This is a genomic window from Sphingobacterium detergens (assembly GCF_003610355.1).
Taxonomy (GTDB): Bacteria; Bacteroidota; Bacteroidia; order Sphingobacteriales; family Sphingobacteriaceae; genus Sphingobacterium; species Sphingobacterium detergens.
Genome location: NZ_RAPY01000001.1, coordinates 144,658 through 167,058, shown reverse-complemented (window position 1 = coordinate 167,058; position 22,401 = coordinate 144,658). Strand labels below are relative to the sequence as shown.

Here is a 22,401-nt window from a genome sequence, read left to right as displayed (position 1 = left end):
TTTCTTCGTTTAAAAATCAATTTTTCTGGCTGTCATCCGCCCTTCTCCATGAATATCCAGCTGATGATCATTGAGCTCCAAAACACCAAAAGCATTCTGGTCGGCGGTTTCGATCATCCCCTCCAGTGTAATCATCGGAATACCTTTATAGGTTGCAAAATTGCCGGGATGATGATGGCCTGAGATAACCGCCTTTACAACCGGATATTTTTCGATAAGGGCCAATATCTCTCGATTATTCAGTGCTTCAAGGCCATTCTCGGGATACAGGGGATGATGTGTGAAAACGATCACCTTTTTGGATGCTGACTGGGCTTTGTGAAGTTGCCTTTCCATCCATTTCAGCTGTTTTTCGCTTATGCCTCCGTTCCAGGGCTGATCATTGTTTCTTTTTGCTGTCTTCAGTATATCATTGAGTTTCTTCCAAGCCTCACGTTGGCCTGATCCCGCCTTAGTGGCATAATCGGCAAGTTCATTGGTATTGAGCAGTATAAACAGCCATTCACCCTTTTCTACGGTATAATAAGGATTCGGCATTTTATATAACTTATATAAATGGGCCCCGTCATCAACATCCACATAATCGTGGTTTCCCAAGATATTATAGACTGGTCTTTTGAGCTTGTTGAGTCGCTGAAGCGCCGGCTGCAGATCTTTTGGCCCTACATCAACCAAATCGCCAAGCATGACCGTAAAATCCACCCCTCGCCTGTTGATCGCTGTGACGGCCGAATCCAATTTGTCAAGTGAGTTTCGGTAAAAACGGCTCCCACGGGTATCCTTATCTGCGTACTGTGGATCGGCGATAAGACCGATCCTAATAACAGATTGAGCCTGAACCATGCTATAAAATAGGATGAACAGCAATGGCAAAAATACTTTTATTCCCATCCTGGATTTTGTTTTAAGTTATTGTTCAATGTGATTTCATTTAGCGGTATACATTCCAGATAATCGCGGTTTTCCTTAAATCCATAGCCATTCGGCAGCTGCGTTACAAAAGGATCCAGCAAACCGTCCGCATCAACTTTATAGTTGATTTTTGTGCCCGTCCAGTCCGAAGCCAAAAATGGATAACCTTTGGGGCGTTTCCCTTTCAGTAATTTATGGGCGGCCCATCGTCGGATATCGTCATAGCGAAATCCCTCGGCTCCAAGTTCGACGGTACGCTCGCGGCGGATTTCTTTTAATTGGTCTGATATATTATAACCATAGTCGGCATACCTGTCCTTATTTGGATCGTCGGTAATAGCAAAATCCGGCATACCTGATCTTTTGCGGAGCAGATTGATTGATTTGGTATAATCGACTGTTTCGCCAAGTTCAGCCTTCGCTTCAGCATAATTCAATAAGGCTTCGGCATAACGAAAGATGATGGCACCAGTTTCATCACTTGAGCTCCAGGAGACACCACCACCCGCTAGAGCCGATTTTGGATCATTTCCCTTCCGGATCTGAAAACCGGTATTATTCAAGGCCTCGCCGGATTTGTCCAGAAATGGCTTTTTAAAGGTGGCTTTACCAAAGGTATTATCCCACATCAAGGCTCCCGGCGTCCAGATCGTCTGGGACAGCCTTGGATCACAATCAGCCCGTATTTTTTCTAAAAAAGCATTGCCTTTCACAGTCTTACCAAGGGTAAAATAATCGTATGGCTGACCATTCCGGCCCAGATAATGCTGTACCTGTTCAAAAGTCATCGATATCCCCGCTGTGCGATCGGACACGTAGATCTGAAAAGAGTGTGACAGATCACGGTTGATCGAATAGGCTTTCCAGAGGATCACCTCTTTATTGGCAACCTGATCTTTCAGGGAAAATAGTTTACAGTAATCGTTTTCGGGGTCGTTGTTGCTATACAGCGACATCCCATATTTTGCATCCATCAACGTTTCGGCAGCCGCAGCAGCTTGCCGGAAGTACTTAGAGGGATCAGCGCCAGCTGTACCAAATGCTGTACCTTTGTGGTATTTCTGCCAGCTGCCTTCAAATAGGGCGACCCTGGATTTGAAAAGCAGGGCAGCCTGTTTAGAAAGCCGATTGTTTTTACCTTTTACTGTAGCCACAGGTTCCAGATATTCAATCGCTTTATCCAGGTGTGCCAAAATTGAGTCCACTACCGTTGTCCGTGGATCACGTGCTTTGAATAATTCTTCAGAGTCCATCTCCAATGGATCCGTATACCAAGGGACATCACCGTAGAGCCTGACTTTTTCGAAATAAAACCAAGCTTTAAAGAAATGGGCTTCTCCTAAAAACTGCTTATATTTTTCAAAAGGATCTTTGCATTTCGTATAATTCTTGAAAAAGATATTGACACTGCGGATATTACCCCAGCCCCAGTTTCCGCCGGATGAAACCGGCGATTCGGTACCGTTCCAGACTGTACTCGGCGAACTGGAAATCTGCACGTCAGATCCTCGGCTGCCATCCCAGCCAATCACACCGAGAAAACTGCCGACGGTATTAAAAGCGGGGAATACTGTATAGAATTGAACCGTATAATTCTCTAGGTCTTTGGCTGTTTTCCAATAGCTTTCGTTTTCAATCTGTGTCAATGGCGGCCTGTCCAAAAAATCTTCGGAACAGGAACCGACCAACAGTAAAATGACTGTCGTATATAGTAAGATTATTATTTTTTTCATTGGTTATTAATTGCTAGATATAATTTTCCTTCGCTACCTAAGTAGTTACCTTTACATTCAAATCAAATGATATTAAAGCGAAATATTTATCCCGAATGCCCAAATTGCCTGTGAAAACATGCCTTTGCCATTCCCAAATTCTCCCAGTATTGCTGTTTCAGGATCAAATGCGCTAGGGAGTTTGGATAAGGTATAGATATTCTCGCCGGAAAAATAAATACGTGCCCGTTTCAATCCGATTTTCTGGAGCATCAATGGAGGAATGGTATAGCCTATCTGTAGATTTTTAAGACGTGCATAGGCTCCATTCTGCAGGTAACGTGTCTGCATTTGCTTATTCTTGCTATCTTGGGTGGTATTACTGTAAGGCCGCGGAAAATAAGCTTCAGTATTTATACCAAGTCCGGAATAGCGATCACCTTCGGTATCCCGATAGTAATCCATGTGGTGCGGGAACAGGGAGGATTGATTCCAGGCCCTAAAACCCCAGAATACATTGCCATCCAACCATAGATCACGCTTTCCAGTACCTTGGATAAACACAGCGATATCAACATTTTTATAATTGGCGGTTAAATTAAGTCCGAACTGATAACGGCGTGTCGAATTACCAATGATTTTAAGGTCACCATGGTCATTTATGGTGTTTTTGCCCTTATTGATTACCCCATCTCCATTGAGATCTCGGTATTCAACATCCCCTGTCTGCCAGAGCTGCCCATTGATAAATTTTTGGTAACCAGATGCATTGATCTCGTCCGCGCGTTCCTTGGTTTTAATCAGGCCAACAGTTTCATAGCCCCAAATTTCACCAGCATCTTTGCCTACGTAATCCGTTGTCAGGATACCCGTTGGATTGGTGTACTTTGTAATTATATTTTTGTAATCAAAAACATTAGCCGCTACGGAATAATTAAAATCCGAACCTATTTTTCCATTCCAACGCAAGCTAAAATCCCAACCCTTGGTTTTGAGTTCCGAATTATTTTCTCTGGGAATATTCGCTCCCAATACCGCGGGGAGTGCCTGCGCGGGTCCGAGACGGTCATAGGTCAGCCGTTGATAGTATTCAAATTCAGCCTGCAAGCGGTTTTGAAAAAATCCCAGTTCGACCGCCGTATTCATTGAACGTGAGGACTCCCAGGTAAGAAAGCGGTTTACCAAGTTTGGTGCCGTGGTGTATGCCGGCCGCATGCCATCAATAAGCCAGCCTAGGTTACTTTGTACCCCCAATAATGCCAGATCCTGATAGGAGGCAACATTCTGATTACCCAGCTTCCCCCATGATGCCCTCAGTTTCATAAATGGTATATAATCCTGTAGAGGCTGCCAAAACAATTCTTTAGAAACCACCCATCCCGCGGATACGGAAGGAAATGACCCCCAGCGTCTGCCACGGGCAAATTTGGATGTACCATCATAACGGACATTTGCCTCGATCAAATATTTGTCTGCATAATTATAATTTAATCGTGCAAAATAGCCTAAAGTAGACCAATGTGTGAGACCATCGCCCACCTGCATTTCACCTGTTGCTGTTGTAAAAGATGGGATATCAGGAACGATAAGTTCCCTTCTTAAGCCATTCATCGAATCCAGTTTACTGATTTCATTCTGAAAACCAGCAAGTACCGTAAAATGGTGATCCTTTCCTAGATCTAAATTATAAGTTGTATAAATATTAAGTGCTTTGTAGGTGGTATTGGATTTTATCTTTTCGATATACGGAGGGACGGTAAGTGCTATTGGCACGAGCGTACCATCTACTTCATCTTCATAAGCCACTTGATTAACACCGGCATAATCAAAAATCTGATAATCTATCGAGTAGTCGGCATTTATTTTCCAGTTTTGGAGCGGACTGATTTCTGTGGCCAAGCGTTGTACCAGCGTATTATTTGTCAACTTCTGATAACCGGCTTGCATCTGCGGCACACGTGAAAGTTGCGAATAATATCCATTTGGTGATTTAAGAAAAACCTCAGGGTGCGTTCTCAAAATCTGGTGGATAATCATGCCATATTCACCCTCACCGTTATATATAGGCCTGTCACGTACGGCATTTGTGAGCCTTGTATTGGAGCTGATCTTCCACCAGTCTGTGATATTGGCATCGAGTTTAGCTTGAAAATTGTAGCGTTTATACTTATCATCGACCATTCTCAGTACCCCTTTTTCGGATGCATGTCCGAGAGACAAAAAATAGGCCATGTCCTTGGATCCGCCCTTAACAGATAGATTTTCCTGCATGCGGCGACCATTGCCATAATGGATATCTATCCAGTCATTATTACCATTTGAGAATTGATAGGTGGACCACTTACGTGGGTTGTTGGCATCAGGGACAGTTTCAGGAAGCGTAGGGTCATCAATATATGCAATAATCCGATCGATGGTGGATTCAGAAAACAACCTAGCAACGCCTTGGTTGTCATGCATTTCATTCATTGCACGGGCAAACGTGTAGGAATCAACCATCTTTGGTTTATTGATAATGGTTGTAGGTCCTCCATTCATGGAAAAATCAACTTGTGGTTTCTGATTAGCTTTTCCTGATTTGGTCGTAATCAGTAAGACCCCATAGGGTGCGCGGGCACCATAGATTGCCGAAGCGGCGGCATCTTTTAAGATAGAAACACTTTCTACCGTATTCGGATCGATGGTATTAATATCTCCGGCGGTGCCATCGATCAGGACATAAGGTTTACCTTGGCCCCTGATCTGTACCGACGGTGCAGCGCCAGGTTCAAAACCATTGTTACCATATGCGATGGTCAGACCGCTGACTGTCCCGTAAAGTGATTGTGAAACGTTGTTTACCGGTCTATCCTGTAAACGTTTTCCATCAACAACAGCAACAGATCCCGTAAGGTTAACTTTCTTTTGGACGCCATACCCCACCACCACGACTTCATCAAGTTCGCGTGCCTGGTCAGCGGCCAGCCGAATCACAAAATCTCCGGTGAGATCACTGTTAATTAAAGTATCTATTGGTTTAAATCCCATAAAATGCACGGATAAGGTATCCGAAGGAAAGATCGAATTTAGCAGAAACATCCCTTTGTCATCGGTTTTGAATTTTGTGTTGGTGCGCTTTAAATTTAAGGTAGCACCCGAAACCGGTGTACCGGAGGGATCGACCACTTTTCCGGAAATAGGTGTTACCTGGCGTTGTGCCTGTCGCGCCAAAACAAAGCCACTATCTGTCTTTTTTACCTGAATACCGTAAGGTGTCAATAACCTCCGTAAGACTTGTTCCAAAGATTCATTTTTTGTATCAAATTTGGCTATGTTAATATTTTTTAGCCCCAGGCTCTCCGTAAAAGAAATATCTGAGCCAGACCTCTTCTGTAGATCCAGGATAACATCCCGTAGCGTTGTTTTTTGGTAGTTCTGGTTATAGATCTTGGCATTCTCCTGTGCAAATGTACTGTTCCAGGGAAAAGTACCGGATAATAGCAGTAGCGCTCCACCAAGACCTAAAGAAAGGTATTTGTTGCTTCTTTTTTCTTTTATTATTAGTTTTTTGTTAATCATTTGTTAATTTTGTATTGATTAAAGGTTTTACATCCATGAAACCGATTATGGAATCGGGTCAGATAGATTCCATAATTTTCTGTAAAGGGTCTTACACTATGTGAGCCCTTTTATTTTTAGTATAGAATGATCTCTTTTCCCTCCTGCTTATTTTTGATACTGATTTTTTTTCCGGTCAATAACTGAATCTCTTCCAGTGCGGCTGTCATTGTTTTAGATTTTCGGAAATTAATATTATAACGATCCTTTAATAATTTCTCATCGGCTGTATGGAGTGAGAATCCGTAGAAATTCTTAAAATTTTGGTTTAATTCTTCAAAACTTGCCTGATCCAGCTTAACATGGTCCGATAGCCAAGAGGTCTCTAAAGAATATTCAGCATTGGTCAATTTAAAATTGCTTGATTTGCGATCGTAAGATATATTTTCATCGGGCAACAATGTGCGCAGATTTTTCTCGTTGTTGTCAACCTGAACTTTACCTGTGCGCACCGATACGGATGTATTACTGATATCGCGATAGGCCTTAACATTAAAACTGGTACCCAACACCTTGATATTTAATCCACCGCCATGTACCGTAAAGGGTCTGGACGGATCTCTCTTGACATCAAAGAAGGCTTCGCCATAGAGTTTCACATCGCGCAGGTGGTCATAATTGCCGACCGTTATGCCTGAGTTGGCATTCAGGATCACTTTCGTACCATCGTTCAGGATGACTGTGGTTCGTTCGGCAATACCAGTGGATATCGTTCCTCTATCTAGATATACTATTTTGATTGGCTTGATCAGACGGTCAATCTGCGATGGTGAAAAATACTGATGATATAAAACGGTTGAAAGCATAAACAGTGCGACGCTCGCAACAGCGACATATATAAAACGTCGTCGGTTAGTGGATCGCTTATCTACGTATTCAGAAGCAGCCCAAACAATCCGCTGTTTGAGATTTTTGCGGTCTGGAAGAAAATCTATTTCTGAATCTTCGGTTTTTTGCTGTCCCAAGGATTCATACCAATATTCCACAACAAATTTTTCCGCAGCACTCGCTGTACCTTCCTGGTACTTCTTGATTAGTTTTTTTAACTGGTTTTGATCCACTGGTAATCCTTTCTAGATGTGTTCTTTCTAGTAAGACAGCTGGTGACAATCAAAAGTATGTAAGGAATTAAAAAAATTATTTGACCAGCAAAAAAGAAAGCATTACTGTCAGGGAACGGGCGAATTCGGGATGACGCTCTATTAACATGGCTTTAATACGGCGATGCATTTCTGCACTGTATCCTTTGACGGTCTGTTCGGCCAATCCTAAAGCGACAGCAATCTCCTTGAGGGTAAAATCTTCATTTCGTAGTTTAAAAATCTTTTGCATGTGATCAGGTAACTCGCTCAAAATTTCCGAAAACAAAGTGTTTAGATCTTTTTCGATCAAAAGATTGACCAAGGAAAGATCTACGACTTCAAGGCTCACCGCAAGCTTATTCTTCACATCCTGGCGAAGCTTGGCCTTAGCAAAATAATTCATAATTTTATTCCGCAGGGATACATAGAGGTAATTGTAGACCGGACCATGTACAACAATGGACTCTCTTTTGATCCAGAGATTGATAAAGAGATCCTGTACAAGATCTTCTGCATCTTGCAGGTTTCCAATTTTTAAGAAAGCAGTCTGTGTCAGCTTGTCGGTATGCGTATTCACCAACATTTCAAAATCTGAAATATCTTTGATCAACAATTTTGATTTCATAATTTAATTGCTGGTTTAATTGCTTATAATATTGCTGTTCCTAATCAAACATACTGGATTTTTTTCGCATTAAAAGTCAAGCCTTTAAAACAAACGTTTGCGTAAATTTTCATTTTATCTCTTTCTGGATAGAGATGATCTAGAGGAACAAGCGAATTGTTTTCAGTCAATGCAAAGTCTAAACCCCATCTACCTATCAATTTATCACTTTGCGCAAACAATGGATAAGCGAATAGCAGTGAAACTAAAAAAACAAATATGGTCTTCATGTAAATTAAAATGGTATACGGCCTATGGCGTAATAAATTTACATCATGATAACGAAAAAGACAACGCTAAAATTGATGATCAGTACCAGCACAATGTAGACATGCTTGGCATATTAATTTGATGACAACTTATTATTCAGAATTAATAGCATTGCTCGTTATTACCAAACTGCAACCCAATAAATTATGTTCTTCTCCAATTTATTGACAGCGACACCATAAGTAATACCATGCTTCCAATTAGATGGCATTGATGCATTTTCACCAAGAATTTCATTTTTAAATTGTCTTTCCTTATTGTCAGTATGGATAATATAAAATTCATAATTAGGATCAGCGGGTATCCCATTTTTATAACTAATAAAATTTGGAACAGGAACATCGCCTTGTAAATTAGCGCTGTCAATCTTCGGAAATTCACTAAAGCCATCTATGATCTTTTCATTTCTATTGATGATTAAAAGATTTTTACCTCCCCCTCTATAATACTTAGTATCTATCAACCTATTAAGTAATTTATTGATATCTTTTTCACTTACGTTGCGTTCAACTAGGTATAGATTGAGATTATTATTTTCGATGCCTTCATTATAAATGATATCCACCTCACTTCCCAATTGCTGCGGGAAATGTACTGTAGACTCCTTTGGAAAATTCATCTTATGTTCAGCCAAAATCTGCGTATTCTTAGGATCAATATAATTCCGTCCATCGCAAGAACAGAGGAATAAAAATACAATAAGGCAGTTCAATATTTTCAGCATGCTTAATAATAATTTGAGGACTTTGTTAAATCAAAAAATACATCATATTTTGTACTTTTCCCTCTGTAATTACATGGTATCAATATACAATATATTTACCTTAACTTTAGTATGAATGCATCATGCAGTATTCTACCTGAATACTGCATGATTATTTTTACCTCAATTAGTCGAAACTCGATTGCCCAGACACCCGTATTCCTCAACTTTGTTTTTAGATCCGTTATCCTTGCGAATATTCCCTATCGCTAGCTGCTCAATATCGTTAACTTGCTTGTTGACCACTCGCTCGATCTGACTGTAACTTCGTATTTAGCTGAGCCTTCAACTCGTTAATCAAATCGACGGCCTGATTGTATTTGGATTTCAGGTCATTCACCAAGGCTACGGAAGTAGTTAAATCAGCAGCATCATTAAGAACTGATTTTGCACTGTTACTCGCGACTACATTGGCTACTACCACAGACTGTGAGACAATGCCTTTAACCGTGGTGGTTGCGAGATTATTGTCGTGAATAAGCCTACGCAAGGGCGACCAATCCGTTACCGCTCCAGTACCAAAAAGTTTTTTGGTAAAATATAGTTCATCCAGGGTGTTTGATTTAGAATATATCCGAAAAGAGCTGATTGAATTCGTATTATCGAAATTTCCTGTTCTATCAACTCCTAATGCTACACCTAAGGTCGGCCAGAATGGCCCAGCCTCCTTGACGATAATTGGAGAAAATCCTCCTACGGGATTAATGCTGTTAATTGGCGTAAGGATATCATTTTTTTCCTTTACCTTATATGAATCGCTAGCTACTGTCCCATCGATCTCGATATTTTGTTTTATAAATTCTTCTAAGTCAAAATCCTCTACATTAACAAAGGATGTATGCTTCCCTAAATCAAAAATTCCTTTTGCTCCATTTTTAAATCGGTTGTAAACGGAATTCTTGATTTCAATATATCGTGCACCATCTTGTATTTCAATCCGTCCGATCATCGCTCCGACAACAGAAATCTGCTTAGCTTTGCTGCCTATACGCAGGATATTCCCGAAATAGCAATTGGTATAGGTGCTATAACTCGAACTATCGGAAACATCGACAGGATTGGCCTCCAGTCCTACACCAATAAAGGTATTTACTTTACAATCCTTACCCACAACGATGCCATATACACTATTGGCTTCTGAGCTACCGCCGATAAAGGTATTTTCGTCAGCTTGGGACATCAATACCCCAATGCTCAAACCTTCAAAATAGTTTTGATAAAACGTGTTGTTAGTGCTGTTACCAGCAGTGATGCTACCACGCTGTCCCAATCCGATAAATATACCTGCATATGGGACGCTCGTCATCGGGGTGAGATACTTGCTACATCCACAGCCCAAAAATTGTGTCAGCTGTACGGAAGCGAGGTACCAGCCATATCCATCACTACTATTCTTGCCATCGCCTACCCACACATTGGAGAACTTACTCCGTGCAATGCCCCTAAGGTATAAGGTAATGGTGGTGTTGGCATTTCCGGAGAAGACGATATCACTGATGGTGATATTGTTGATAAACTGGGTCGTTTCGGTACCGCCTTTAAATGCATCAATCTCAAAAGCATTGTCTGCAGATCCAGTAAACTTTAATATGGTGCCTTTTCCCTGTCCTCTGAGTTTGGCACCTTCGAAAACAAAGTTTAGCGTCTGACTATAGGCGATCGTTCCGATAGGTAAAACACCTTCTAGCGCTTTGTTTTCCTTTAGATAGTCAAAAAACACAGCTAATCTGGCTGCATTATCAGTTAGTGAGGCACTGACACCGAAATAAAGTGCATTGACATGTTCGATAAATTGGTGTTCCAGTTTAACACCTCCCGTTTCGACAATACTCCCGCCGTTGTCTGCCAATAAAGTTGTACTCAGTGAGTAAATAATGGGTGCAGGGGTATCTCCTTTCTCATAATACCCTAATAGTTCCACTCCTGCACAGCATCCGCTCTGTAATGCCAGGATTTCACAAGCAGATAAGCCGCGCATATCCGCCATCGTGTCTTTAATTAAAAATTGATTTGCCATATTCTTTTGTTTTTATGTGTATAGCAAAAGTATGATTGACGAGGGTGCTATCTGAGGAAAATAAGGTATATGTAAGCGGTATCGGGGAGATACCGAAAAGTCTATTTCATTCTTTTAAAGCCTATGCAGATACTCTAAGTAAAAAAGCTTCCCTCTTTTAATTTGAGGGAAGCTGTCTTAAGCATTACATTTATAATAATGACTTATTGTATAAGTACTTCAATATGCTTAGCGAATGCGTATTTCATTAAACTTTTTAAGATTCTTATCAGTCCTAGGGATTAATGTTATCATGCACAGATCTTCTAAGTCACCTACAAACTTCATAGGAGAAACAGAAATCAGCATAATATTACTTTCATCAATTAGAACTTCCCTGGGATTATTTTGAACAAATCGGTCATCAATCTTAAATATTACTCGTTCAGATTTTACATTTGTATATTTTTTTACAATATCTGACAAACTCATTAAAACAGGTTTGTATTCAAGCGTCAATTCAATTATCACTACCCCTCTTTCTTTGTTAATATCTACTGACTTAACTCCTTCAGATTTTAAGGACCACATGGCATCGCCTAAGTAATTTTCCCCTCGCATCTCTATCTTAGGCAAAGGTCTTTCATTAAGATCTTTGTAAACAACTCTAGGCAAAGTATCAGTTTTGCTATATAAAGGTTTCAATTGCTGTCCATACGTTAAACTTAAACCCAAAAATGACAAAAGAGAGAATAAAAACGTTTTTTTCATTTTTAATTATTTTTATATTTATTACAATATACCACTGACTATGAGGTTATTTATTAAGCATTTATGGAAATAATAGTTATACATTGATCTTAATCAATTCCCAAAATAGTTTATACAACTTATCATAAACTTCGGTATCCTCTTGTTGACATCAGACCTTATGATAAAGTCACTTGAATTTCCCCATCAAGTTGTATAATATGCGCAAAATTTCCGAAATCCGGATAATTTTCCCATAACGGATTTATATCTATTTTTTCGTTAGCGAAGTCTCTATATATCCCCTCCTGATTTTCAATCACTTTTCTTCAAGAACTAATTCTCATTGAAGTGAAAGTCTATCACGGGTAGGCTTTAGCTTGTCATCTGTATTACCTTTAAATTCCCAAAATTGAACTTCTTTTAAGAATATTGAACACAAAATGCGGTACTTTTTAGAGTACCGCATTTTCTATGCTCACTACCTGACTAGGGCGCCAGGACACCTGCTGTTCGCAGCTTGGTCTTCAAATCCCGCAATTCAGTCAATATACCCTGCACTTCCGATTGCGTATAACTTGCTCCCGGCAATACGGCACTGTCGGGAGTAACAGCAGATTGATTGACCAAACCTCTCGCTAGATCTGAGGCATTACCCAATACATCTTCATTTTTATACCGGAATAGATGATTAATGGTATTGGCCTGTGCAATAGCATAGCCCGAATAGAGTACTGGAGCCACAATATTTTTATTTAGAGCCAACTGAAATACATTCATATTGATAAACAATCTAAAACCAGTTGCAAGTGTAGTACCCAATGCATTGATCGTATCCTCAACAGAAGCTCGTGTAAATACATTATTCACTATAAAATGAAATCCATGATTGCTCCTATTCACTCTAAAATAGTTATTGACATAACAGTCGATAAAAGAGTTGGATTCAATCACAAAAGTGGGTGTACTATTTCCTCCAAGCGTCTCAATAATCGGATAATTGACTTTACCAATATTCTTAAATATATTACGTAAAATATTGGCCCGTACCCCAGCTCCTGTATTCCGTATGGTAATAAGGCTATTATCTGACTGTTCGGCTATCGGCTCCAATCCGTTGAACGTATTTCCGACGATATTAGCCAGCTGACACCCTACGGGGACATTGATCAGCGATTCATTAACAACATTGGGTCTCGATCGCAAATCGAACGTATTATTGATATAATCCAACTTTTCCATTACAATGTTTTTTGAACCCAGATATCCCGCATAACCTCTAAAATAACAGTTTTCAAAGGCCAAAGACTTCAACTGGGTCACAGTATTTCCTGTTGCTACCGTACAAACACCAACATCGTAGACAGCAACATGATCAAGCTTGATATCAAGATCCGGACAAGCAAATGGAATATTAAGAAAGCTTAGTTTGACGCCATTCAATCCTCTCAATTCGGTGTTGTTGACCCAAAATCTTTTCATTAAAGATAAATCAGTAAAAGTATTGCTTAGATTGATTACATGTAAATTAGTTTGCCCAGTACTATAGCTCGCATCAGATTGGATATACGAGTTGTCCATCTGAAAAGACGCCGCACAAACGGAAACATCTCCTGAGTAGTTACCAATTTTTGTTGGATAAGATCGAAGTCCCGTAACGGTAACATTACCAGCTCTTGCTACTCCTAGATTGCTGATCAAATTATCACGCATTTCATTATTTTCGAGATAAATATGATCAATCCTAGATGTTTCTAGCGGAAATGGATTAAACATCGCCAATGCCTGATAATTATCGCTAAAGACCGAGTTAGTAATTTTCACATCGATAACCTTTCCGACCTTAATTTTGCCATCTTTATTTGGATTGGGCTCAAGGTCTATCCCTGCCATAGGAAGTGTCCCGTAGGTTTGAGAAAATAGACAATCGTCAACTTCAATCGTACTGCAGTTTATCAGGGATAACCCCTGTCTCCTATTGTCGATAAACTGAACGTTATGATATTTAACCATTTCACTCGGTTTGTTGTTGCCCTGATCTTCATCACCGCCCACAGCCGATCCGTCGCCCCAAAACTCGCGTAAAGTCAGGTCACTGATATGTACATTACTTGATGAATAAATATAGATACCATGTCCCCACTCGCCTAGTTTTTCTTCAATAAGCTCTAGCTTCATAAACTGGTTCTCTTCGGATGGTCCCGAAGGCATTCCTAGTAAAAATTTATCTCCGATTACTGAACTCGTGGTGACACTTGGATCCTTCTCCATGCGGCCAAGCTGTATTACTTTATAACCATAAGAATTTAGGGTAACATAGTCCCCCAATTGATAGTTACCATTAAACCGATTGAAATGTTGGTAATAAATAGTAAGGCCTGTCACAGGTCGCTTATGTTTATAGCCTATGAGCGTTCCCGTACCTTCAAAAGAAACGTTGGTGGCGTTTCGAACCAGAAACATACTGGCATTGCCATTTGTGCTCGGCCGATGCCGTATCATCCCGTTGATAATAACCTTGGTATTACTTACTACTTTAATTGTCCCGTCGTTCCAGCCAATTCCCATATCCATCGTAAAGTCTGTGTTATAATCAAACAGGATACTTTTGCCGGCATTATTGATGAAAATATTATTGACGAGCTGGGGATCATTAATGTAGGCCGCACCACTACGTAAGCCAAAATACCGTACATCAATCGCAGTATCAAAGGTGTGCAGCAACTTTGTTGTCCCAGCTGAGATTATGCTTCCGCCATCATCTGCTCTGGGATCGGGAGTCGTTGGAGCTAGATAATAAATAATCGGTGCCGGGGTATCGCCCTTTTCGTGATAGCCCAATAGTTGAACACCTTCATAAGTCCCGATCTCTAGTGCATCGATTTCTGCGGCAGATAATGCTTTCATAGCCGCCATAGTTTCTTTAACTAAAAATTGATTTGCCATATTCTTTTGTTTTTATGTGTATAGCAAAAGTATGGCTGCTGCGATGGGTATCTGAGGAAAATAAGGTTTATGTAAGCGGTATGTGGGAGATACCGAAAAGTCGAGGCTATTAAAAAATAAATCCACTAAGTACAATATCAGTAACCTCTATTTAAACGCGGTACTATTTTTAAGAACTTATTATTCTTCCGACTCCGGTGCCTCTGTTTGACTTACCATTTATACTCTTTTAAGTTTATAAGTCCACTCGTATTAAATTGGGTAATCGCACTTGGCCTAAAGATTGGTGGTTCAAAATAGAGTCTTTCCAATGCTGCAAGACCCGTCACATTGATCTTTTGCAGTGGGTTACCATTCAGATCAGCATCTTTAAGCTGGGAAAAAGGCCTCAGATCAATTTCGGTTATTTGATTATTAGAAAGGTCCAGCTCTTTAAGTTCAAGAGATCCCTCGGCTTTGAATGTCGTCAACTGATTTTTAAAAAGCTGTACATGCTCCAATTTAGTTTTTTTGCTCAGATCAATTGATGCCAGCTTATTTACATTGATCCGTATATCCCTTAACGCTGCGAGCCCAGAAAGGTCCAAGACAGGTAATTCATTTTGATCCATAAAAATCACCTCCAGGTTTGTACAGCCTTTCAATAGGAGTCGTTTAATCTTATTGTTGTTTCCATAAACATATTTAAGATTTTGCATCCCTTCAAGATCAACAGTGGTTAAATGGTTATTCAGGAATGCAAGCTCTTCAAGACTGATAAAATTTTTAATACCCTCTAATGACGAGATATCGGCATTATTTACGTGAAGCTTTTTAATTTGCGTAAGTTCTGATTTTTGGATTTTTCCATCTCCGTTGGCATCAATCCCCTGGGCAATTAGAGCTGCTTTGAATTGCTCATCCGGAAAGTTGATGCTTTGGGCTTTCAAATCAACAACGCCCAAGTAAAGGGACAGGTTTATGAGAAGTATTGCAATTGATTTCATCTGTTTAGTTTTTTAATTAGTTCCATAAAGAGTGATAGGCGTTGAGATTACCCGCTTTATTTCGCGATATTGATTACATTGGGCTTATGATCAGCATCTACCTCAATGTAGTCACCAACTTCTTCCTCATAGGCTCTTGATTCATAGCGCATTTCTGTGGGTACATAACCTCCCCCCATCTGTATTCCGAGCATATTATAGTTGGCTATGACTGGCCCAGATTGAATTTTGTTACCACGCACTTTTTCCCATATCACTAGACTCACCACATAGTATTTTCCAGGTTTCAGGTTGGTAAACACAAAATTTCCCTTGTCATCTATTGTCTTTGTTTCAATACGGGCCATGGCCGCTTCTTTTGTCATCGCTGCTTGCTTTTTCTTACTGTTGTATTTCTTTTTCAGTTCAATAAATTCGGTAAGATGAGCTGTTACAGGATATAATAAAACTTTGGACTGATAGCTTGGATAGTTGACATATCCCCTTTTTTTAAATGAGATAGTACCTGTTATGGTATTGCTTCCTTCATCAAGCATTGTATAAGCTTCCGTTGAATTAAAGGCTGCGTTAGGAAGTACATAGTCCACTTTTTGCTGTGCCGTTGCCCTAGACAAGGAACACAAAATAAGAACTATTTTAAAACAGACGGATAGCTTCTGTCTGTTTTGAAAATCGGGTATCAACTTAAACCTTTTCATATCCTTTTTTTTCAAAATTAGGATATTAGCGATCTTTTAAAGTGGTCATTTTGAGCAAAAAATGGTCATGTACACCCCTTTTTCGCAGGTACTCGACAAGAGGTTCTCCAGCAAATGGTAACACAAGGTTCTCGAGGATTCGACACAGTCGATGGAGAAAAAATTATATGGAGAAATTCAGTTGGAATACTAGCTTTTTAAAGGGGCCGATTTTCCCTGTCAATGAAAATCAAACCAGCATTGCGCAACTTCAAAGCAGAGAAACTTACCCTATAAAAAGAAAAAGGCCGCTTGAACAGTATCCAAGCGGCCGCAAAACCTTACATCGTTATATGCTTTATTTTCCTTTAGCTATCTCCGTCTGGACCTCATTTACAAATTCTACAGTGACGTTCGATAATTCGGCAATCTCCGAATTCGAAAACTTATTCGAAGACAAAAGGTTTTTTATTACCTCCGCTTTTGCCTTAGCTTCTCCTTCAGCTTCTCCCTCTGCTCTTCCTTCGGCCATTGCTTTTTCGCGTGCTCGTTTCAATTGCTCTTCCTGACTACTTCGGATACTCTCGGCATCCCATTTATTTCTTAAACTTGCATTGTACATCTCTCGTTCCTCCGGTTTTAGTTTGCTATACTCTGCTAACTGAAATAACTTTTCAAATATCGGCTTCCGCAGATATTTTGAAAGTCCCTTTAGCGAGGACATGTTTTTGAGTATATAAAGCCAACGATCCAAATCATTATCTAACTCTGCCTCAGCTGTAACAAAGTTAACCAATTCCACATATATAAAGCCCAGATCCTCGTAAAATATTTTACCGTGATCCCGATAACATAGACAAATATCGTGTAAAAAATACATCTCATCACCCGCATCAGGCATCGTAAAACCATCCATCAATACAATAATATAGACTTCACTAATTGCATAATTCCAAGCCCTTCGGTTGCCTTTGGGTGCCTGATCCGCTATCAATTTACTACTGTAGTAAAGCATGCGCTTTTTCAAATTATCTTGCGCCGTGCGCTGCACTTCAATAATAAACCGTTCGCCATTATCTGCCGTACAGGTCAGATCAAAAATAACGGTACCGACATCCTCTGTATCTCCGACATGCTCATTTTTGTTATAATATAAATCAGCAATGACCTTGCGCCCTCTAAAAAGCTCGTTTAAGAAAGCGATCAGAAGATCTTTATTGGTATCTGATCCGAAAACTTTTTTAAAGCCATAATCCGTCGTGATATCGATATATTTAGACTGCTTCAATTCACTCATAATATATTGTTTTTAAATTGGTTAACAATACAAATATAAGTAAACAAATACAGCTATGCTAATATTTTTAGCAAAAATAATATTATTTTATATTTCTGTTAAAACAATGTCTACGATGAATACGATCATATAGTCTTTCATCCATTTGTATGTTATTTGGGAATATAGCAAATGCTTATTCAACTAAACTTGCTTCATCTTTCAGATCTTCGCTATAATTGTTGTCTTTTAGCAGTATATGGAGGTAAAATAGTTTAAAGATAGACCGCTCAGGAAACAACTTTTGGTGACTTGTTCAAAGGGATTGTACAGCATGGGGCTAACTTAGGATTTAATCAGTAAACTCTTTCTTGTTCTTTCGGATGTAGTCAACCTGAATTTTTTGTAAGTTTTTGGTTTCATTAAGTTTGTAGAATTCCTCGTCAAATTTGTTCAACGGATTGTTTTCGTAGGATTTACTGAAACCTTCTACCGTGCCATCCTGATCTTTAGTTATTTTCGATTTCTCTTTTTCAAACGTGCGGTTTGCTCGCTCGGTCAGGTCAGCAAATTTAGTAGCGCCGACCAATTTCAACGCTTCTGGCAGTGCGGCAGCAAATTGACCGCTTGAATTGAAATAAAATTGATTATAACCTCCATTATTTACTTCTGTTTGTAATTGGCTGATCATATATATTGCTTGCCTAGATTTGTTCCAAGACAAGACAATTTCATATTCTTTATCATGTGTTGCCGATAACTTACGATAGAGATTATCATAAACGACGTCTAATAACAAATCATCTGAAGTCGTATCAATAATTTGCTCGGTTAGTGTATTCTGGATTGATGGCTTATTATTGTTTTGTTTAGTACGTTCAGAACAGCCAAACAAATTTAAAATCATTATTATTATAATTCCGATGGTAATAATTTGTGTTCTCATTGATTTTATCATCTTTAAACCTTTTTAGTACTCAAATATATACATTGATTTGCCATATTCCTGTGTTTTTATGTGTATAGCAAAAGTATGGTTGCCACGGAGGTTATCTGATGAAAACATCGTGTTTGTAAGTGGTATCCGAGAGCTACCGAAAAGTTTGTAACCGTATAAGTATTAGGCAGGAAAAAAAATTATTCTGTCTCTGCTTTATTAATCAATAACTTTTGAAATTCCTTTCCGATAACGGGATTAATGATATGTTGAAAGTTTTTTTGTAACGTAAAAACCGTAATTGTAGCATCAGATTCCGGAGAATAAATAACATCAGTCCCCCACCAACCGCCATGGTAGTAAGCATTGAATCCCATATCAAAGTGATAAAGTCCCAAACAGTATTTGGATTGATCTGAAGGCAAAACGTAGGTATGCATAGCTTCCAGGATCTGTTTGTCCTGAATGATTTTTCCATCAAATAGATATTGGAAAAACAGAGCTGATTCTTTGGCCGTCGCGGCAATTCCACCACCACCATACAAATCCCAGGAAGGATTAATAGCGTACGAATCCCATTTATACTCACTTGCATATTGATGAGCAAGTGCTAGGGTGTTGGCAGGATAATTTTCCAAATCAATAAACCAGGTTTTGGTTAGATTGAGTTCTTTGTATTTCAATAAATCCCGAATAGCTGCATAAAATGGCTGATGTGTTTTTTGCTCAATAATTTCGGTTAGGAGTAAGTAATTTATATCTCCGTAACTAAATTTTTCACCTACAGGCTCAGGATCTCCAATTTCAATCGATCTCTCGATTTGCTCCTCTTTTTTCCATTTGTATGTCGGATGCTGATTTACGAATTCAAAATAATCTTCGTCCACATAATCCTGAATTCCAGATGTATGAGACAATAAATGCTTTATCGTAATTGCGTCCAGATGATACCCATCTTTTTCAAATAATTGACGCGTTCTCTCCGATAATAAATTTTTGATCGGCTGATCGATGGATAAGCTGCCTTTTTCGACCAATCTCAGTATTGCTGCAGCGACATAAGGCTTGGTATTGCTCGCTATCAGAACAGGTTGTTGGTTATTTAGCGGCTTATTTGTTTTGCTATCTGCGATTCCAGTTGCATAGCTCCAAGAAATATTTTGCTTCGGTGCTTCGACATGTACAATAATTCCGATGGCATCCTTATTTCTTTCGTAAATCGAGTCTACTTTATTTTTAAAAACTACCTGTAATTGGGCTGACCCTATCAATGGAATCCACAGTGTATTTAATAATAATACTTTTCTCATCTGTTCTTTTGAATACTACCTGTAAAGCGATAATGAATTAATATAATGTCTGGATTTTTCATGCTCAGTCCTGCTATATATTACTTAAATAGGTCTCCATGGATAATTCAGACATATGACATGGCGACAGGTTAATATACAGTTAGTTTGAACCTGTCTTCACAACCAAATATAGACCTTTTATTTATCTTTTAAAATAAAAATTATTACTCCTATTTGACCGCTAATCGAAACAGATGACCTCCCCTGACTCACATTCTGGGAATTTATTGATCTGCCCTATTCTCTTGTTTTTATGTATAAAGCAAAAGTATAGCTATGGTTGTGATTATCTGAGAAAAACAAGCTATATGTGAGCCGTATGCGGGAGATACCGAAAAGTATGGTACGCCGCAGTTAGGAACCTTATTTTTAATAAAAAAAGCATTCTGCTTTCTTTATATTTGTTATAAATCAGTAATATGACTAAGGAATTATTTGAATTTGAAATTTTAAAAGCTAGCAGAACTAGGCTATTACAATTAATAGAAACAGTTGATAACAAAATATTATTTAAAATTCCAGAAAACTTTAACAATAATATAATTTGGCAAATTGGTCACTGTATCACATCTCAACAGAGGCATATGTATATGCGTAGTGGATTACCCATGTACATATCACAGGAGTTTATGGAAGCGTTCAAAATTGGAACTTCCCCACATACTTGGAAAAATATTCCAGACGTTGATGAAATAAAACATTTATTACTTTATACCGTAAATCAACTTAGTAAAGATCTAGAATCAGGCATATTTGTTAAATACCAACCCTTTAGCTTACCGATTGGTATCTTTATAAATAATCACATTCAAGCACTTCAAGCTGCTAACTTTCACGAAGCCGAGCACAGTGGAATAATATTAAACTACTTAAAACTTCTTATTAAATAAGATATATTTATGCCATATCTATTAGCATTTAGCATAAAAAAAGCCGTAGGATCCTACAGCTTTTCTGCTTTTAGCAAGTTGCACTATTTCAGCACGCGAACTGTTTTCGCAGTGGATTGCTTATTGAAAATGTCTGTAATGGTCAGACGAACATTGTAGTTACCTGTGGCTAAGGTATTATTCAACGTATCGGCACGTTTCTCTGGCCTAATCAATTCTTTATTTGCAAGTACCACCCCATTAGGATCGAGTAGTTCAATTTTATAACTTAGCTGTGGCGAACCGGTATCACTAACCGCCCAGGATACAATGACTTTATTACTTTGATATTTTGCGGATTCATTGCTGCTGTTAAGTGCCGTTAGCGTTGGAACGGTCCCCTGATTAGCTTGCTCCGGCAAATCTAAAGTACGTCCTGTCCCAAAAGCGGCATCTGGTGTTACGGAACCACCATGCTCCATAAAATGTGCATTTTCTGTCGCATCATATCCGGCATTAAAGGCGCGATCGAAATAACCATTACGACCGGCGTCATTGTCATTCGCTGAAAAATACCGACTCGTAGATTTCTCCCAAACGTTGTCTACACCTAAGTTCCAACAATCTTTAAAGAATGCTTTGCGATGAAATCTACCATCCCATGAAGGATTATCTCCTACCCAGTTTTCAAGAAACGCGCCATTGCCAACACCCAAAAATCCGGATTCTGCTTGTCGTCCAATCGTTGACGTATGAAACCACTTCCCTGTCGCTTCATTACGGATAAAGTTAGCAATGTAAATTTTTCCATTCTCCTTCCACGAACGCAGAACCACGTTATACCAGGTGTTTAATTCCCAGCCGTAAGGGTTGACGGTTTTCTGTCCATCCCCTTCTCCGCCAAAGCGACTTGCCACTGTTGTCGGTGCCTTGTAAGAATAAAAAGCATAGTTCGCAGCACTGGTATTGAGATCCCACAAAGATGCAATCAAGGTATAAGGTGTGGGTGTATTCTGATCGGGTGTATCTTGCAATCCAGCATAGCCCCCCTGATAATTGTGTACGGAAAAGTATTCGGTCTTGGCGGTATTGGTAATTTTAATCTTATGCATCTTCAAGACAGCGTCATTCTTAAACCTATAAACTAGGTGTTGCGAGGGTGCAGCATTACTTCCCGACAGGTTCAAATTGGGCAAGTCTTTGTCGCTTTGTGTTTGGCTGTTGTATTGTTTCAGTTTTAAATCGGGTCTGGTACTTTTAGAACAAGAACTGCTTAATAGAACACTCAATAAGATCGCACATTGTGAGGCTTTTATCATAATTACAAGTTTTATTAAAATTAGTTAACAAGTCTGACTGCTGTTAAAAAAGCGTCATTACAATAAATTATTTATAAAATCTGAGATTATAAAACTTCACCTAAACGAAATCGATTGCATAATCTTATGTGTAACAGAATGAATCTTTAAATCGGGTTCGGATTGCATCACGGAATGTTTATCCAACGTAAAGTGTCCAAAGATCCGATCAAGGATAAAATTACAGCAAGTTAGTTTAATAAATTTCTCTACCACATCAACCGCTCGCAAAATGCGATAAGTAAATAAAATTA

At 39.1% G+C, this 22,401-nt stretch carries 16 protein-coding genes; 1 reads left to right on the top strand and 15 read right to left on the bottom strand.

Going from position 1 to position 22,401, the window contains the following annotated elements:
- Window positions 1–9: 9 nt before the first annotated feature.
- The 14 genes from DFQ12_RS00745 to DFQ12_RS00680 all read right to left on the bottom strand — a co-directional run bounded on the left by DFQ12_RS00745 (window position 10) and on the right by DFQ12_RS00680 (window position 19,878).
- Window positions 10–891, bottom strand: a complete 882-nt coding sequence (locus DFQ12_RS00745; protein ID WP_120257123.1) for a metallophosphoesterase — start codon at window positions 889–891, stop codon at window positions 10–12.
- Window positions 882–2,645, bottom strand: a complete 1,764-nt coding sequence (locus DFQ12_RS00740) for a RagB/SusD family nutrient uptake outer membrane protein (RefSeq protein ID WP_120257122.1) — start codon at window positions 2,643–2,645, stop codon at window positions 882–884. The genes DFQ12_RS00745 and DFQ12_RS00740 overlap by 10 nt, the downstream gene beginning before the upstream one ends.
- 72 nt (window positions 2,646–2,717) lie before the next feature.
- Window positions 2,718–6,182: a SusC/RagA family TonB-linked outer membrane protein gene (locus tag DFQ12_RS00735; RefSeq protein ID WP_120257121.1), complete on the bottom strand. Its 3,465-nt coding sequence runs from the start codon at window positions 6,180–6,182 to the stop codon at window positions 2,718–2,720.
- Window positions 6,183–6,298: 116 nt separating this feature from the next.
- A complete protein-coding gene (locus DFQ12_RS00730; protein WP_120257120.1) occupies window positions 6,299–7,282 on the bottom strand; it encodes a FecR family protein in 984 nt (327 codons plus the stop codon).
- Between the two features lie 76 nt (window positions 7,283–7,358).
- Window positions 7,359–7,928, bottom strand: a complete 570-nt coding sequence (locus DFQ12_RS00725; protein ID WP_120257119.1) for an RNA polymerase sigma factor — start codon at window positions 7,926–7,928, stop codon at window positions 7,359–7,361.
- A gap of 430 nt (window positions 7,929–8,358) precedes the next feature.
- Window positions 8,359–8,961 carry a hypothetical protein gene (locus tag DFQ12_RS00720; protein WP_120257118.1) on the bottom strand — a complete coding sequence of 201 codons (603 nt, stop codon included), beginning with the start codon at window positions 8,959–8,961 and terminating at the stop codon, window positions 8,359–8,361.
- A gap of 265 nt (window positions 8,962–9,226) precedes the next feature.
- Window positions 9,227–11,017 carry a hypothetical protein gene (locus DFQ12_RS00715; protein WP_120257117.1) on the bottom strand — a complete coding sequence of 597 codons (1,791 nt, stop codon included), beginning with the start codon at window positions 11,015–11,017 and terminating at the stop codon, window positions 9,227–9,229.
- 228 nt (window positions 11,018–11,245) lie between these two features.
- Complete coding sequence (locus DFQ12_RS00710; RefSeq protein ID WP_120257116.1) at window positions 11,246–11,767, bottom strand: hypothetical protein; 522 nt, start codon at window positions 11,765–11,767, stop codon at window positions 11,246–11,248.
- Window positions 11,768–12,235: 468 nt separating this feature from the next.
- Entirely contained in the window at window positions 12,236–14,692 is a 2,457-nt protein-coding gene (locus DFQ12_RS00705; RefSeq protein ID WP_120257115.1) for a hypothetical protein, read from the bottom strand.
- A gap of 212 nt (window positions 14,693–14,904) precedes the next feature.
- Complete coding sequence (locus tag DFQ12_RS00700; protein WP_120257114.1) at window positions 14,905–15,678, bottom strand: leucine-rich repeat domain-containing protein; 774 nt, start codon at window positions 15,676–15,678, stop codon at window positions 14,905–14,907.
- 56 nt (window positions 15,679–15,734) lie between these two features.
- Entirely contained in the window at window positions 15,735–16,376 is a 642-nt protein-coding gene (locus DFQ12_RS00695; RefSeq protein WP_120257113.1) for a prealbumin-like fold domain-containing protein, read from the bottom strand.
- A 337-nt stretch (window positions 16,377–16,713) separates the two neighbouring features.
- Window positions 16,714–17,652 (bottom strand): Rpn family recombination-promoting nuclease/putative transposase, encoded by a 939-nt coding sequence (locus DFQ12_RS00690; protein WP_120257112.1) that lies wholly within the window; start codon window positions 17,650–17,652, stop codon window positions 16,714–16,716.
- A 331-nt stretch (window positions 17,653–17,983) separates the two neighbouring features.
- A complete protein-coding gene (locus DFQ12_RS00685; RefSeq protein ID WP_120257111.1) occupies window positions 17,984–18,589 on the bottom strand; it encodes a DMP19 family protein in 606 nt (201 codons plus the stop codon).
- A gap of 179 nt (window positions 18,590–18,768) precedes the next feature.
- Window positions 18,769–19,878, bottom strand: coding sequence for a serine hydrolase domain-containing protein (locus DFQ12_RS00680; protein WP_120257110.1), 1,110 nt, complete (start codon window positions 19,876–19,878; stop codon window positions 18,769–18,771).
- A 461-nt stretch (window positions 19,879–20,339) separates the two neighbouring features.
- Here DFQ12_RS00680 and DFQ12_RS00675 point away from each other — a divergent pair, with 461 nt between their 5' ends.
- Window positions 20,340–20,810, top strand: a complete 471-nt coding sequence (locus tag DFQ12_RS00675; protein WP_120257109.1) for a DinB family protein — start codon at window positions 20,340–20,342, stop codon at window positions 20,808–20,810.
- An 83-nt stretch (window positions 20,811–20,893) separates the two neighbouring features.
- Here DFQ12_RS00675 and DFQ12_RS00670 read toward each other — a convergent pair whose 3' ends face one another.
- The gene (locus DFQ12_RS00670; protein ID WP_120257108.1) at window positions 20,894–22,108 is read right to left on the bottom strand and encodes a DUF3472 domain-containing protein; all 1,215 of its coding nucleotides are present in this window, start codon (window positions 22,106–22,108) and stop codon (window positions 20,894–20,896) included.
- Window positions 22,109–22,401: the final 293 nt, after the last annotated feature.